Here is a 16,042-nt window from a genome sequence, read left to right on the forward strand (position 1 = left end):
GAGGTTGCGCTAATCGATAGAAAAACCTCTTTAAAAACAAACACAAGGATCGTCAATGTCTCTCGCCATCGTATATTCACGTGCCAAACTCGGTATTAACGCCCCACAGGTTACCGTTGAGGTCCATATCTCCAACGGACTGCCCAGCCTTTCGATTGTCGGTTTACCCGAGACAGCGGTTAAAGAAAGCAAAGACCGGGTACGCAGTGCCCTGATCAACAGCCATCTCGAATTCCCTGCCCAGCGGATTACCGTCAACCTTGCCCCGGCGGATTTACCCAAAGAGGGCGGACGCTACGATCTACCTATCGCTCTGGGCATTCTTGCGGCCTCAGGACAACTCCCGGCCGGACAATTGGAGCAGTACGAATTTTTGGGAGAGCTGGCGCTATCGGGGGAGTTGCGTCCAATTAGTGCGGCACTACCTGCCGCCCTGGCTTGTGGCGATGCGCAACGCGGCCTGATTGTTAGCAGCGAGAACGCAGCGGAAGCCGCCTTCAGTACGATTACGCGCGTATTTGGTGCAGCAAATTTATTGCAGGTATGCGCACACTTGCACCAGCGCGAAGCCTTACCGCAAGCAGAAGCAAAACGAGAGGACGACGAACGGCAGGCGGATTCGCTGGATATTCTGGATGTGAAAGGCCAATCGCACGCCAAGCGCGCCTTGGAAATTGCCGCGAGCGGTGGCCATAACCTGTTGTTTTACGGCCCTCCGGGAACCGGTAAAACCATGTTGGCGAGCCGCCTGCCGGGAATACTGCCCAATTTAAGCGAACGGGAAATGTTGGATGTAGCCGCCATTTATTCGGTGGCCGCCCAGTCGCAAGATTATCACTGGCGAAAAAGACCTTTTAGAGCACCCCATCACACCTCCTCGGCCATTGCCTTGGTGGGTGGGGGCAGCAACCCCAAGCCGGGCGAGATTTCGTTATCGCATGCAGGGGTGTTGTTTTTGGACGAACTACCTGAATTCCCGCGCAAAGTACTTGAGGTATTGCGCGAGCCGCTTGAAAGCGGCGAAGTGCGGATCTCACGCGCGCGCAGCCAGGCCTGCTTTCCCGCCCGGTTCCAGCTGGTGGCGGCGATGAACCCGTGCCCTTGCGGGTATCACGGTAGCGATACCAACCGCTGCCGCTGCACGCCCGACCAGGTAAAGCGCTACCGCGACAAGATCTCTGGCCCGCTGCTGGATCGCATCGATATGCATGTACCAGTAAGAAGCCTGCGCCAAGGCGAGCTGCACAACAAAACCCTCGGCGATAGCAGTAGCACCATCCGCTTGCGGGTGGAACAAGCGCGCAAACGCCAAATAGCGCGGCAGGGAAAAGCCAACCATCAATTGACTGCGCCGGAGTTGGAGCGCTATTGCGAGTTGATACCCGCCGACAAATTGTTGCTGGAACAAGCCATTGAAAAGTTGGGATTGTCCACCCGCGCCTATCACCGCGTGCTCAAATTGGCGCGCACTCTCGCCGATATGGCCGGACGCGAGCAACTCAGCACGGTCGATATCAGCGAAGCACTGAGTTACCGGACACTTGACCGGCAGAACGGTGGCGGAAATTCAGGCAGCTGACGGACATATGGCGCGCGATAACCAAGCTGTCTGTTGGAGAATGGATTAATTAGGTGTCAGATGTTGGTGCGACACTGACATCTGCAACCAACTGACAATTTCAGCGTAGGATTTGGGTGCCGAGAAGTAATAGCCTTGCATCAAATCGCAACCCATTTCCTTGAGCCACTCTTTTTCCTCTTTGGTCTCCACGCCTTCAGCGACAACCAACTTTCCTAAATTGTGCGCCAGCGTAATCATGGCGGAGACCAAACGTTTGTCGGTATGGCTGCGGTTTAATTCCTGCAAGAAGCCCAAATCAATTTTGACGGTGCTGATGGGCAACCGCTGTAAATGCAGCAGCGATGAGTTGCCGGCACCAAAGCTGTCGAGTAAAAAATTGATCCCAAAAAAGGACAGCGGGCGCATACACAGTGAAATCAGTTCAATATTTTCCGCAAATACCGTCTCCGTGATTTCAAATTCAATATCGCCCGGCTGTATATCGCTATCGGCAAAAATGCGTGCAACCTCGTGCACCAAATTGTCGTCTTTGAATTGGCGGATCGACAAATTGATCGCCATCATCAAATGATCGCCCCAAATGGATTGCAGGAGCTTCAAATCATTACACGCCTGGCGGATGACCCAATATCCAAGCGCGTTGATAATGCCGGTCTCTTCGGCGGTGGCGATAAAATCGCTGGCGTTCACTATGCCGACACCCGGTTTGTCCCAGCGCAGCAAAGCTTCAAGCGCGACCACCTTGCCAGTGCTGACATCCACGCGCGGAATGTAATGCAATACAAATTGTTGCTTCTTGAGTGCTGCGCGTAAATCGGATTCCAGCCGCAGCTGGCGACGCACATCCTGGTTCATCATCTCGGTAAAAAAACGGTAGCTGCTGCCCTCCTCTTGCTTGGCTTTGTACATCGCCATATCCGCGTGCTTGAGCAAAGTATCGGCATCGCGCCCGGCTTGTGGATAAATCGCAATTCCCACACTGCAGCCCACAACGACTTCATGCCCGTTGATCTCTGCCGGCTGTTCGATCGCCTTGATAACTTTTTCGGCAATGTGGGCGACATCGGTATTCACTGCAATATTTTGCAGCAGCAGCGTAAATTCATCGCCCCCCATGCGCGCAACAGAGTCGCTGCGGCGCAAACACCCACCCAAACGCTCAGCGCAGATGCGGATAATCGCATCGCCAGCATCGTGACCAAAGTTATCGTTGACCTCTTTAAAGCCGTTGAGATCGATAAACATCAGGGTAAAACTGGTTTGGTCGCGCTCCGCCAGATGGATCGCATGCTCGAGGCGATCGCGGAACAAAATACGATTGGGCACATCGGTCAAGGGGTCGTAGTGCGCCAGGCGGCTGAGATGCTGCTCGGTCTGTTTACGTTCGATGGCATAGCGCAGGGTGCGCTCCAGCAGCAGGTGATCGATTTGACCTTTGATCAGGTAATCCGCAGCACCGGCGCGGATGGCCTCGCGGTCAACCTCTGTTTCCATTTCATCGGTCATGACCACAATCGGGGTCTGACAGGCTTGCACACGCGCCGCATTGAGCAGGTCGCGCGCGTTGATATCGCCCCAGTAATAATCGAGCAGAGCGACATCAAATTCCTGGGATAAAATTTTCCCCAGTGCGAAATCCAGATCATCGCACCAGGTCAATTCGTATTCCACATGGCGAATGTGAGACAAAATCTCGGCGATGAGCAGGTATTCACCTTGCTCACGGTCGATAAACAGGATTTTTATTTTCCGCTCCATTACTCTCGATCCCTTAAAAACACTATTCACACGCCACCCTGCTCAATGGTAACAGTGCACCCAAGCAAACTGAACGCCTTGCTATATAACAAATAACCGCTACAAACGGCCTTCTTTTATCTTGTGGTTATAGCTTTGCGGCAGCATCACAAACTGCGCTGCATCGGCAATTACAACAACAACCGGGCTTGATAGAATGCCCGCCCACTTATTCAAGGCTGTTGCTGTGTCCCAACTCAATCCCCGCCAAAAAGAAGCCGTGCTTTATATTGATGGCCCCTGTCTGGTATTGGCGGGCGCTGGCAGCGGCAAAACCAGCGTGATTACACGCAAAATCGCTTATTTAATTGAACAATGTGAGATTCCTGCGCGCAATATCGCTGCGCTCACCTTTACCAACAAAGCCGCGCGTGAAATGAAAGAACGCGCTAGCAAGCTGATAAAAGGCAATGCCTCCAAAGGGCTAACAGTTTCCACCTTTCACAACCTTGGGCTCAATATCATCCGCCGCGAGCACAAAAGCCTTGGCTTTAAACCCGGCTTTTCCATCTTCGATTCGGAAGATGCCCGCTCGCTACTTAAAGAGCTGATGCTCAAAGACGGCGATCTGGACAGCGACCATCTGGACTTGGTGCAACACCAAATTTCCAATTGGAAAAATGATCTGGTCACTCCCGAGCGTGCATTGGGTATGGCGCAAAGCCAGGGCGAACAGACCATCGCCATGATTTATCTGCGCTACAACCAAGCCTTGCGCGCCTACAACGCCGTGGACTTTGATGACCTGATCCTCATTCCAGTGGAATTGTTCCAAACCAATCCGGATGTACTGACGCGCTGGCAGCGCAAAATCCGCTATCTGCTCGTCGATGAATATCAGGACACCAACTCCAGCCAATACCTTTTAGTGCAGTTAATTGTAGGCGACCGTGGCGCACTCACCGTGGTAGGCGATGACGATCAGTCCATTTACGCCTGGCGCGGTGCCCGCCCCGAAAACATGAGCCAACTCAAGCAGGATTACCCCAACTTGCGGGTGATCAAACTGGAGCAGAATTACCGTTCTACCAGCCGCATCCTGCGCGTCGCCAACCATCTTATCGCCAACAACCCGCATGAATTCGATAAAGCACTGTGGAGTGAAATGGGCTTGGGCGACCCTATCCGTGTCATCCGCTGTAAAAATGAAGAGGCAGAAGCCGAGCGCATCGCCACCGAAATCATCACCCAGCGCCTGCAAAAACAATATAAATTCCGCGATTTTGCGGTGCTTTATCGCGGCAACCATCAAGCGCGTCTGCTGGAGATGAAACTGCAGCATCACCAGATCCCCTACAAAATGAGTGGCGGCTCTTCGTTTTTTGCTAAAACCGAAATCAAGGACGTCATGGCGTACTTGCGCTTGATTGTGAACCCGGATGATGACAACGCATTCTTGCGCGTGATCAACACCCCGCGCCGCCAAATTGGCACCAGTACTCTGGAAGCCTTGGGCGGTTATGCGAGCGAGCGTCAAATCAGTTTATTTGCTGCACTGGACGAGGTGGGCTTACAAAGTCGCATTCCCGAAAAAAATCTTGAACGTTTGCAGCGTTTTGCGCACTGGATCAACCAGGTCAAACGCAATTGCAGCGGCAGTGCGCCGGTCGATGCCATTCGCGAAATGCTCAGCGATATCGACTATGAAGGCTGGCTACACCAAAACTCCAACACCCCCAAAGCAGCTGAAAAACGCATGGAAAATGTGTTTTATCTGGTGGAATCCCTACAAAAAAGCCTCGATAAAAGTGCCAACGATGATGAAGACGAAGAGTCGCGCATCGAAGATGCTATCGCCAAATTAGTACTGCGCGATCTGCTGGAGCGGCAAGAGGAAGAGGATCTCAGTGATCAGGTGCAATTGATGACCTTGCATGCATCAAAAGGCTTGGAATTCCCCCATGTATTTATGGTGGGAATGGAAGAAGATCTACTGCCACATCGCAACAGTATTGAAGATAACAACATCGAAGAAGAACGCCGATTGACCTATGTGGGCATTACCCGCGCGCAACGCACCTTGAGCATGACGCTCGCGGGCAAGCGCAAACAGTTTGGCGAGATGAGCGAAACCACCCCCAGCCGTTTTTTGGATGAATTACCACCCGACGATGTCGAGTGGGAAGGTTTTGGCGAGCAGAGCCCGGAGAAAAATATCGCCAAGGGAGAAGAAACCCTGACCAATCTGCTGAACCTGTTTGATTAATCCGGCGTAACAAAAAGCCAAAAACAACAAAGGCGACCAGAGGTCGCCTTTGTTGTTATGGAGAGCTCTAAAGCCCTCACTTAACCCAATATTACTTGCTGCCATCCAACATGTAATCCACCGCTGCTTTGATTTCATCATCAGAGCAGGCGGCGCACATGCCTTTTGGTGGCATGGCGTTAAAACCATTAATAGCATGGGTATAAAGAGTGTCTTTCCCTTTGGCGGCACGCGGAGCCCAATCAGCTGCTGTGCCGTATTTGGGCGCGCCCATCACACCGGCACCGTGACAAGTGGTGCAAAAACCACCATATACATCTTTACCTGATTTCGGGCCTGCTGCCGCTGCCGGTGCTGGCGCTGCAGCGCAGTCATCACCTGACATACAAGTGCTGCCTACCGGGGCAAGACGCGACTGGATCTCTTCTTCGTTAGCGATAGCTGTGCCGCTCACCAAAGCACTCACTAACAAAATTCCGAACAATTTTTTCATTTGGCTCACGGTGTTTTCCTCGTTGGTATAGGCCCACTGGAACCTGCTCCAGTATCGCCTTTGTAAATCATCAGGAACCCCAAAGCTCCCGATAGCGTCGGGCGCGCATTATAGCGGCAAATACCCACACAGGCGATGGCAGTATTTGATGTCAGCATGAAGATTCTTGCTGCAATTTGATCTACCACGACCAGCTGTTATGCTTATTGCCAAGTCTTATACCTATTACAGGATTATCGCCGGTATGGAATATAACAGCGTCACCTTTGTCGCCTACTTCAGCGCAGCAATCGTCTCTGCCCTGATGATGCTGGCCTATCTGTTCCAATTGGTGCGAAAACAAAAGACATGGGTGTTTGCCGGGGCTGCTGCTGTCCACACCCTTCATCTTGGCGCGATTGCCCTGTCCTTCTCCACCTACCAGATACCACTCTACATACTGATTATTCTGGAATACCTGCATTTTAACGCTTGGGTGTTCTGTATCAGCCTCAGCCTCAAACACAATACCCAACGCCGGCAACTGCCAACCAGCCTGCAATTGTTATTCAGTGGGGGCTGGCCAATTACCGCGCTGGCGATTGCCATGTTGTTCCTGCCCAATATGAATCAAGCGGGCTTGTCGGTCTGGTTTGCACTGGGGCTCGCCGTCATTGCGCTGGTGAGCGTGGAGCAGCTATATCGCTTTGCCGCCGAGAACGACCGCCAGATCAAACTGCTGTGCATGAACCTTGCCGCCATTTTTCTGTACGATATTTATCTATTTACACATGCCCTGATTTTTAAAGGCCTCGACCCTATGCTGTGGCAGTCACGCGCGGCAGTGTCCATCGCCACCTGTTTGTTTATGGCTCTTGGCGGCATGCTACTGTTGCAACGGCATGAACGTCCTGCCAATTTCAATTTATCCCGCCCGATTGCGTTCTATACCACGTCATTAGTAGGTGTCGGAATTTTGATCACTGTGCTGTCGCTCGGTGGTTATTATGTGCGCTTGTATGGTGGCAATTGGGGCACCGTGTTTTACAGCCTGCTGCTGGTCGGCGCAGTACTCATCATCGCGACCGTTTTTGTCTCCAGCCGTATCCGGATGAAACTATCCGTTTTGATCAATAAACACTTGTTCCGCTACAAGTACGATTACCGCAACGAGTGGCTGCGCCTGATCAATTACCTCGCCCAACCAGCCGAGGCCAGTGAGGTCAACCAGCGCGCCTTTTTTGCAGTCGCCTCCACCACCCGCGCGCCCAGCGGTGCCATTTGGCTACGCAAACAAGGCTTTTATGAGCCCGTCTATCGCGCCAATCTGCCCAGCTTTGTTGATTTACAGGAGGAGCCCGTCGATAGCCCGTTTTGCCGCGCGTTTATTGAATCTGAATGGGTTTTTATCCCCGACAGCGGCGATAACGAAGCCCTCAGCCAACACAATGAGCTGCTACCTCACTGGGCGCATAACATTCCCGACCTGTGGCTGCTGTTTCCATTAATTGTGGGCGAAGAGTTGGTTGGTTTTATTGCACTGACCAAACCCGGCGGCGATGAAACCCTCACCTGGGAAGACCTGGATCTACTCAAAACCATGGGACGCCAGATTGCGAGCTACCTCAAACGGCACCAACAAGCGGAGCAGTTGGTAGAAGGTCGGCAATTCGATACTTACAACAAGCTGGTGGCCTTCATCATTCACGATTTGAACAACCTGATTGCCCAGCAAGCGCTGGTCGTACGCAACGCCGAAAAGCACAAAGGCAATCCGGCATTCTTTGAAGACGCAATCAAAACCATCAGCAACTCTGTAGACCGCATGAATAACCTGCTGAAAAAATTGCGCCGCGATGATTCAGATCTGGTTAAACGCCTGTCGATTATGGAAGTTGTGCAACAAGCCATTAGCGAATGCCAACGCAGCGCACCCAAGCTGACCGCCGAAATAGAAACCACCCAGCGCACCATCAATGCCGACCAGGTCAGACTGGTAATGACCATCACCAACTTCATTAAAAATGCGCAGGAAGCGACGCCAGACGACGGCCAAGTTCATGTTACACTTCAGGTCAACAATAACTGGGCCACCATCGTCATCCAAGACACAGGCTCAGGGATGGACTGGGATTTCATCCACAATCGGTTATTCAAACCATTCGAAACAACCAAATCCGGCAAAGGCATGGGCATAGGAGTCTACCTATCGCGCGAGTACATCAGTGAGCTAAGCGGCACACTGAATGTCGCCAGCGAATTGGGCGAAGGCACGACTATCACCATCTCCCTCCCGTTGAACAAGGATTAGCGTAAACGCATGAGCAAATCAGCCTCAACCAAACCTATATTACTGATCGTCGAAGACGATGCAGGACTGCAAAGCCAATTGCGCTGGCACTTTGACCAATACGAGACCATCGTCGCCGACAATCGTCAGGACGCCATCGCAGCACTGCGCCTGCATGAAGCCTCAGTCATCATCCAGGACTTGGGGCTGCCGCCGGATGAAGACGGTGTTGATGAAGGATTCAAATGTATCCAGGATATTCTGCGCATTTCCCCCAATAGCAAAGTCATTGTGATGACCGGCAAAACTGATCGCGACAACGCACTGCGCGCGGTCGCGATGGGAGCCTATGACTTCTATCAAAAACCGGTTGATCCCAACACCCTGGATCTGATTGTCCAGCGCGCATTCCATATTCACGAATTGGAAGACTACAACCGCCGTATCAGCCTGTCCCAACAAGAACCTTTGGAAGGCCTGATTACCAACGACCCGCAAATGTTAAAAATTTGTCGCCAGTTGGAAAAAATCTCCCCGACTACCGTTACCTGTACATTATTGGGAGAAAGCGGTACCGGCAAAGAGGTCATGGCACGGGCAATCCATCAACTCAGCCCGCGCAAAAACAAACGCTTTGTCGCAATCAACTGTGCAGCCGTACCCGAAAACCTGATTGAAAGTGAACTCTTCGGTTACGAAAAAGGCGCCTTTACCGGTGCTAACAAAACCACCATAGGCAAGGTGGAAACTGCCAATGAAGGCACCCTGTTTCTTGATGAAATTGGTGATATGCCTCTCAATCTTCAAGCAAAGCTTTTGCGCTTTTTGCAAGAAAGAGTTATTGAGCGCGTGGGCGGACGATCAGAGATACCCGTTGATGTACGCGTCATTTGCGCCACCAACAAAAATCTCGAAGAGATGGTAAAAGCAGGAAGTTTCCGCGAAGACCTTTTCTATCGTATCTGTGAAATGACGGTATTGATCCCTCCTCTGCGCAACAGGCTGGGCGACAAGGTATTGCTCGCGCGTCATTTCAAATTGAAGTTTGCCAAGGAACACGGCCAAAACGTGACCGGCTTTACCCCAGATGCAATAGCCGCTATCGAGAACTATGCATGGCCAGGCAACATTCGGGAAATGGAAAACAAGATAAAACGCGCCGTGATTATGGCCGATGGCAAACATGTCACACGTGAAGATCTGGGGCTGGCGGAAGCCGGAGACCTCTCCTTGAATCTTCGCCATGTGCGTCAGGAAGCCGAACGGGGAGCAATTCTCCGTGCACTCAGCATGACCGATAACAATATTTCCGCAGCAGCAAAACTGCTCGGCGTCACCCGCCCAACATTTTATGATTTGATAAAAAAATATGACATGAACCAGCAATATCTTAGCAATGGCGATTCAGGAGACTGAATAAAGTGATGCACTGTTGAATTCGCTGTACGCGCCTGAAAACCATCCAAAATCAACTGAATACTGCCTCATAATCAATTGGAATATGCCTACGCACTTCAGAATGTATTGCTCATCACAATAATTGGATACTTAATCGCGAAATTCATAAAAAAAGATGTGATTAGCACATGTTTAATACACAGGTGCTAAAACTGGTTCACAGGTAGTGAACCATTCAAGACCAAATAAATCGTAGGTGTTATAGATGTACAACAGCGTTAAAAAGAGCATACGCGCCATTACCCTGGCATCGTCCGTAATAATTCTGACTGCTTGCGGCGGTGGTGGCGCATCAGAAACCAGTGGTAGCGGCGGCGGGACAGTCATCAACAAGCCAAATCCCAGCTCGATGGCAGCGAGCAGTATTACTGAACAAAGTTCATCTGAACCAAAATCATCCAGCGCTCCTCAAGCCACAGTATCCAGCTCCAGCAGCATTAATAAGTCATCCTCCGCTACAAGCTCAGAGACTTATGTGCGAGCATCTCGCTCAAGTAGCAACAGCTCATTACCATCGAGCGGTAGTGGTACAGATACCACTCCCCCATCGGGAACCAAACTTTTACTTTATCGCCTATCCGAAAGCAGTATTACCCTTCTTTGGGAAGAGGCTACCGATAATGTCGGTATCAGCCATTATGAGATTGAACGTGATGGCAAAATACTTGCCTCTATTGACCCATCAATACACGTACTTTCAGATCAGCAATTGCTCGCATACACTGATTATCAATACACCATCACAGCCTTTGATGCAGCAGGAAACAAGTCGGAAAAATCCCCTCCCTTCAAAATACGTACCCTAGCCAATGCAAATAGCAGCCGCTCAAATAGCTCTACATCAAGCAGCTCTACATCAAACAGCTCTATATCAAGCGGCAGTGCAAAAAGCATTTCTTCAACATCAAGCAGCACAACAAGTCAACAATCCGCCAAACTGACTTGGGCACACCCCAGCCAAAGGGAAAATGGACAGTACCTTGAATTGGACGAAATTGGTGGATATGAAATTCGCTATCGCAAAGCTACCGATAAGCGCTTCACCTATATAGTGATTAATAGCAATCAAGTCACTGAATACACCCACGCCGATGCCAGCGACACAGAATTTGAAATAGCAGTTTTTGATATTAACGGCGTATACAGCCGCTTCGTGAAGGTTTCACAATAATTTCATGCTCAAAGATTGAACTAGGGATTTTTTTATTCGTTCACGCTATTATGAACCGCATCACAACACATCGGATTGAATAGCGTTCTGTATATGGATTTATTCAAAAATTTGACCCATCAAGTCAGAGTTTTACCTATTTTTGCTGCAATTTTTGCCGTCGCATTGCTGTATTACCCAAGTCTTGCGACGCTATGGCAAAAATGGGTGCTCTGGGATCAAGACTTGGCTCACGCCATCCCTACTGTTGGCGTAATGCTCGTTTTACTTGGACGCTGCAACTACGTAACAGGCGATAGAAGCCAAAGTCCGAACCTTCTACATTGGCTATTAGTGTTGGCAACAGCAGGTAGCTCTTTGGGATGGTATCTGTTCGAAAGCCTTAGCATAAGCCTACCCGCCTACTTCCTACTGATTGCCACACTCTGCTTTTTCATAGGCGCGTGTTTTTCTGCATCAACCATGTTGGCAGTGTTACCCCTATTCGGTTTATTATTTTTTACCGTCCCGATTTGGTCTGAACTCACAAGTACCCTTGTTGATCTCAGTGCACTTGTTGTAGGCAAAGCCGTAAAACTCAGCAACTTGACAGTGCTTATTGATGGCAGCAGCTTATTCATACCCAGTGGCACCATCTATATTGCCGATGGATGCTCAGGCATTAGATATCTAATTATTTCGCTATTGATGGGCTATATACTCATCTTAATCAACCAATATAGCCTTCGCACTTCGCTCATAACACTTTTAATAGCGGCACTATTGGGCCTCTTCGCCAATTGGTTGCGCATCTACTTGCTTGTACTGATTGGTTATCACACCGAAATGACCAGCAGCCTGATGCATGATCACGAAACCTTTGGCTGGATCTTATTCGCATGCCTGCTTGTACCAGCAATCTACTTTGCCCCCATCAATAGAGATCCGGCAAAAACAGTCAGCCTCCCCGCTCGACCACACTATCTATCGTTGATAGCCCTTAGTCTTGGCCCAATATTTCTTTACCTTAACTCAGGCATACCACCAACACATTCGCCGCTACAGTTAAGTCATCTTGATAAATTCAAAACGGAAGTTCAAGAGCGCATAGGTGCAGAACCCAGTCCTGCTATTAATCATCTGGATAAACGACTAATAACACATGAAGAAATAAAAATCCGCGTGGATTTATTTACTCATATGCCCACTAGTCAAAGCAGGGAAATAGTGCCATTTATACAAGGGGTGGTTGATCGATCACAATGGTCACTTGAACGATCGCTCTCCGATCCCCAGAGTAAGTTTTCAATCGCCATTTATAAAAAAGTAGGCAGCAACACCAGAACGATCATCGCCACGCAATATATTGTTGGCAAGATACACACTGAAAAGTATATCGCTGCAAAATTTTTGCAAATCATGGCAAATGCTATGGGTGACAAATATTTCGGATTATTAGTAGCGCAAGCAAATTGCTCGAATAACTGTCAAAACGAACTGGATAAATTAATTAGAGCCCTGCCTGTAATCAGCATTCCGCAGAGCTGACTTCCTAACGAAAGGAGGACAAAGCAGCCAATATACGCGCGAGATATGCCTGCGTAACCTGCTCATGGACTGGCAATGTCATAAATCTCCCAGCAAAGTTTTTAGCATTAACTAATGCGTGGGGAATAGTCACCAACCCATCCACACCGGCAATCTGATCAATAGCTGCAGCATACATTGGAGAAGCTCCAAGACCAGCGATATTTAATTGCGCAAGCAATCTATCCCGGATATCACTCTCCGGACACAACAAGGGATATCGCAACAGTCGATTTTGACGAGAGGCACAATGATCGGAAAGCGTTTGCACACCACAATCGATCACTGTTTTATTGATAAGCTGTGACAGCCGATTTTCTCGATTACTGTAACGAGTAAAATTTACGCTCAGTAACGTGCGCCTGTAAGCATCGAGAGCCTCAATTTTTTCGAGCGGCACATAGCGAGTTTCACCCAAACGAAGCCAAGGATTACGATTTAACAATTGATAAAACTGGGGCTTAAGCAACAAGTTATACGCTGCAATTTTCAATTTTAGCGTCAGAAAGGAAGAATGTACCGACGGCTCAATGTGAGCTGCAGCATTCGCCGCAACAGGTTCTTTTGCCCAAAGCAATCCACCACCTAACAAACTCATTGGTTTTCCACGACCAAAAGAGAATGTCACATAATCGGATTTAAACTGCATTGACCCAATTTCCGCTGGAAACCATTGCGCATTATCTTCAATTACCCGAGCACGCAGATTCAAATCAGAAATGAGTGTACGCAGTTCATTTAGGCGCTCACCGATTCCTAAAAAATTTACCGCAATAACCGCAATGACATGTGAGTCCAAATGCAATCGTAATTGTTCCAAATCATAGGATGGATCGTTAGGACTAATATCAACAGCAACCGCTTCAACACCTGCATACACACAAGCCGCAATAAGATCAGGGCAACAATAACCTGGAATGATTGCACGCGGCTTATTCACATCAGGAAAATTTTCTTTTGCATCGAGCAACGCTAACGCCAAGGCTGATGTACCGGAATCCAGCCAGTATTGATAATTACCGAGCTGATTTTCAAGCAGACATTCCTTGCTTGATTCAAGCGAGATACGATTCCCTACAGGAGCAAGATCACCATGCCAAATCATCGTGCAGAAGGCTTCCAGGTAGTCATACGTTGGCCAGCAATAAATTTAACTCCAGCATCTAGCAAGGCAATATTTACTTGCACGAAGAAATACACCAATTTAATAAGTGAAACGGACTGTAAGTTCGGCAGAAAATGTGCAACTACGGCTACACCGTAAAACATCAATTGGCCGAGGAAAGTTAAAAAATAAAATAAACCATTATCGGCAATTAGCGCATTGGTCAAAAATAACGCCAATAAAAACCATGGCGTTAACCAGCGCATTAATTTATGCGATATTACTTGAAAGGAAAAAAACCCAAACTTACCAAAACCTAACACTTCCGAATGGCGCGATAGCCCTGTCATGCCACGAATCACAGTTCTGATTTTTCGTTGATATTCTTTTGATGGGTCTTTCAAGTCTTGATAAAAACCAAGCACATCCGGGGCGGTCACTGCCCTTAGCCCTGCCTTTGCAGTATTCAATGCAGTATTGAAATCACTAGGCGAATGTATATCCCAATCACTACACAGCGATTTTCTAACAGCAAAAAAAGAGCCACTTAAACCAACCAATCCTGCCAATCGGGATTCTTGCTGGCGCAGCCACATTTCATATTTTACGTATGCCCCCTCACCAGCTACCGTGCCATTCTGGCTGATAAAGCGATCTTCACTGGACACAGCCCCTACATTAGGATCATTAAAATAAGCGACCAATTTTTTAATCGCATCTGCGGGAATTTCTGTTGCTACATCACTGAACACCAAAATTTCACCGCTTGCTTCTTTAATCGCGCACTGCTGCGCATGCTCTTTACCCAAACGCTCTGGCGCACGCACCAAGCGCACACCGCGATCTGCATATTCACGCACAATATCGTCAGTCCTATCAGAGGAACAATCAGATGCAACAATAATTTCAAATGCCGAGCCATCAAACTCCAATTGCAAACTATTTTCTATCTTCGCCCTTACCCTAGACTCTTCATTGTATGCAGTCACAATTAATGAAACACTGACAGCCATCGATGATGGCTCTGTTGTTGCGCTAGTTTTCACGCCTTTCTTTGCCACCAACACGCGCAACACTAACGGATAAATAAAATAGCTATAAAGAGCAGCAACACAAAACAACCAAAACAAAAATGTTAACATTTTAACCTCTGGAAACTATCCCTAACAAAACTCGCTGAAGATATCGACACCATGCCACAAAACGCAATCCCGCCGATTTTACCCTCCCGCCTCAAGATTTTGCACATCATTTCTGGCGATCTATGGGCAGGAGCAGAAGTTCAAGCATTTACACTTATATCCTCACTTAAAGATGACTGCGACTTGCACGTTGTATTAATGAACAATGGCATCCTGGCAAACAAACTCAAACAGGCAAATATCTCCCTTGAAATTATTGATGAACAGCAGACATCAGGCATTGGTATTATCAGCAAACTCATCAAGGTGATAAAAACCATAAAGCCAGATGTAATTCATACCCATCGCCAGAAAGAAAACATTCTAACCAGTGTTGCCAATCTGGCCGTCAGTATCTTCCCTTGGCGACGAACCAAATCCCTGCGCACAACCCATGGGGCTCCCGAGCACAATCCACGGGGATTAAAGCGAATCGTGGTTTGGCTCGACAACATCACCGGAAAATACGCACAAGATGCCGTTATTGCAGTCTCAAAGGATCTCGCACACAAACTTGCAAGTAAATTTCCACCCCGACATATATGCATTATCGAAAACGGCATCGACAGCCACTCACTTAACAAACTGACACCCGCACCCGACATTCGCGCACAAGCAGAAGAGTACATTCATATCGGCATTGTTGGACGACTGGAACCCGTAAAGCGGGTCGACCTGTTTATTCAAGCCGCCAGCCAACTCCTTCATTCGCAACAAAAATATAAATTGAAGTTTCACGTTATTGGCGACGGTAAGCTTAAAAACGAGCTGATTTCGCAATCTCAACAACTGGGGCTCAGCGAGGCCATTATCTTTCACGGTCACAGAACTGATTCAACAGCTGCCATTGCCGCACTCGATATAATCGTTATGTGCTCCGACCATGAAGGAACCCCCATGACGGCACTGGAGACACTCGCACTCGGCAAGCCCTTAGTTGCTCACAACACAGGAGGGCTGCGTGAAGTTCTCGCCGATTACCCCAAACTACTAGTCTCCAAGCACACCATTGATGGTTATGCCGAAACCCTGTTGCAACTATTTGAAAACCCCATCACAACCCGGCTCAATCCCATCTATACCAGCGAAGAGAATGCCAGTCGCACCCTAAAGCTCTACCGCAAGCTGATCACACAAACGTCGGATAGTTTTACACCGCAAAATTAAATAAATACATAAGTTACTGAAAAAAATGGCATTTTTTGGTTGGCACA

Annotated in this window: 11 protein-coding genes; 7 read left to right on the forward strand and 4 right to left on the reverse strand. The window is 48.8% G+C overall.

The window, feature by feature from the left end; genetic code table 11:
- Positions 1-55 precede the first annotated feature (55 nt).
- Positions 56-1,579 carry a YifB family Mg chelatase-like AAA ATPase gene (locus B2739_RS05545; protein WP_331344871.1) on the forward strand — a complete coding sequence of 508 codons (1,524 nt, stop codon included), beginning with the start codon at positions 56-58 and terminating at the stop codon, positions 1,577-1,579.
- A gap of 45 nt (positions 1,580-1,624) precedes the next feature.
- On the opposite strand, the gene B2739_RS05550 is transcribed toward B2739_RS05545, so the two are convergent.
- A complete protein-coding gene (locus B2739_RS05550) occupies positions 1,625-3,340 on the reverse strand; it encodes a putative bifunctional diguanylate cyclase/phosphodiesterase (RefSeq protein WP_331344872.1) in 1,716 nt (571 codons plus the stop codon).
- 226 nt (positions 3,341-3,566) lie between these two features.
- Here B2739_RS05550 and rep point away from each other — a divergent pair, with 226 nt between their 5' ends.
- Positions 3,567-5,585: a DNA helicase Rep gene (rep, locus tag B2739_RS05555; RefSeq protein WP_331344873.1), complete on the forward strand. Its 2,019-nt coding sequence runs from the start codon at positions 3,567-3,569 to the stop codon at positions 5,583-5,585.
- 91 nt (positions 5,586-5,676) lie between these two features.
- Here rep and B2739_RS05560 read toward each other — a convergent pair whose 3' ends face one another.
- The gene (locus B2739_RS05560) at positions 5,677-6,078 is read right to left on the reverse strand and encodes a cytochrome c5 family protein (protein WP_331345126.1); all 402 of its coding nucleotides are present in this window, start codon (positions 6,076-6,078) and stop codon (positions 5,677-5,679) included.
- A 199-nt stretch (positions 6,079-6,277) separates the two neighbouring features.
- Here B2739_RS05560 and prsK point away from each other — a divergent pair, with 199 nt between their 5' ends.
- The 4 genes from prsK to B2739_RS05580 all read left to right on the forward strand — a co-directional run bounded on the left by prsK (position 6,278) and on the right by B2739_RS05580 (position 12,503).
- A complete protein-coding gene (gene prsK / locus B2739_RS05565) occupies positions 6,278-8,368 on the forward strand; it encodes an XrtA/PEP-CTERM system histidine kinase PrsK (protein WP_331344874.1) in 2,091 nt (696 codons plus the stop codon).
- 9 nt (positions 8,369-8,377) lie between these two features.
- Entirely contained in the window at positions 8,378-9,763 is a 1,386-nt protein-coding gene (gene prsR, locus B2739_RS05570; RefSeq protein WP_331344875.1) for a PEP-CTERM-box response regulator transcription factor, read from the forward strand.
- 247 nt (positions 9,764-10,010) lie between these two features.
- Positions 10,011-10,976 (forward strand): fibronectin type III domain-containing protein, encoded by a 966-nt coding sequence (locus tag B2739_RS05575; RefSeq protein WP_331344876.1) that lies wholly within the window; start codon positions 10,011-10,013, stop codon positions 10,974-10,976.
- A 93-nt stretch (positions 10,977-11,069) separates the two neighbouring features.
- A complete protein-coding gene (locus tag B2739_RS05580; RefSeq protein ID WP_331344877.1) occupies positions 11,070-12,503 on the forward strand; it encodes an archaeosortase/exosortase family protein in 1,434 nt (477 codons plus the stop codon).
- Between the two features lie 4 nt (positions 12,504-12,507).
- On the opposite strand, the gene B2739_RS05585 is transcribed toward B2739_RS05580, so the two are convergent.
- Together B2739_RS05585 and B2739_RS05590 are read right to left on the reverse strand one after the other, a co-directional pair.
- Positions 12,508-13,647 carry a DegT/DnrJ/EryC1/StrS family aminotransferase gene (locus B2739_RS05585; RefSeq protein ID WP_331344878.1) on the reverse strand — a complete coding sequence of 380 codons (1,140 nt, stop codon included), beginning with the start codon at positions 13,645-13,647 and terminating at the stop codon, positions 12,508-12,510.
- Positions 13,644-14,789: a glycosyltransferase family 2 protein gene (locus tag B2739_RS05590; protein WP_331344879.1), complete on the reverse strand. Its 1,146-nt coding sequence runs from the start codon at positions 14,787-14,789 to the stop codon at positions 13,644-13,646. The genes B2739_RS05585 and B2739_RS05590 overlap by 4 nt, the downstream gene beginning before the upstream one ends.
- A gap of 51 nt (positions 14,790-14,840) precedes the next feature.
- Here B2739_RS05590 and B2739_RS05595 point away from each other — a divergent pair, with 51 nt between their 5' ends.
- Entirely contained in the window at positions 14,841-15,995 is a 1,155-nt protein-coding gene (locus tag B2739_RS05595) for a glycosyltransferase (protein ID WP_331344880.1), read from the forward strand.
- The last annotated feature ends 47 nt before the right edge of the window (positions 15,996-16,042 follow it).

This window comes from Cellvibrio sp. UBA7661 (genome assembly GCA_002483365.1).
Classification (GTDB): Bacteria; Pseudomonadota; Gammaproteobacteria; order Pseudomonadales; family Cellvibrionaceae; genus Cellvibrio.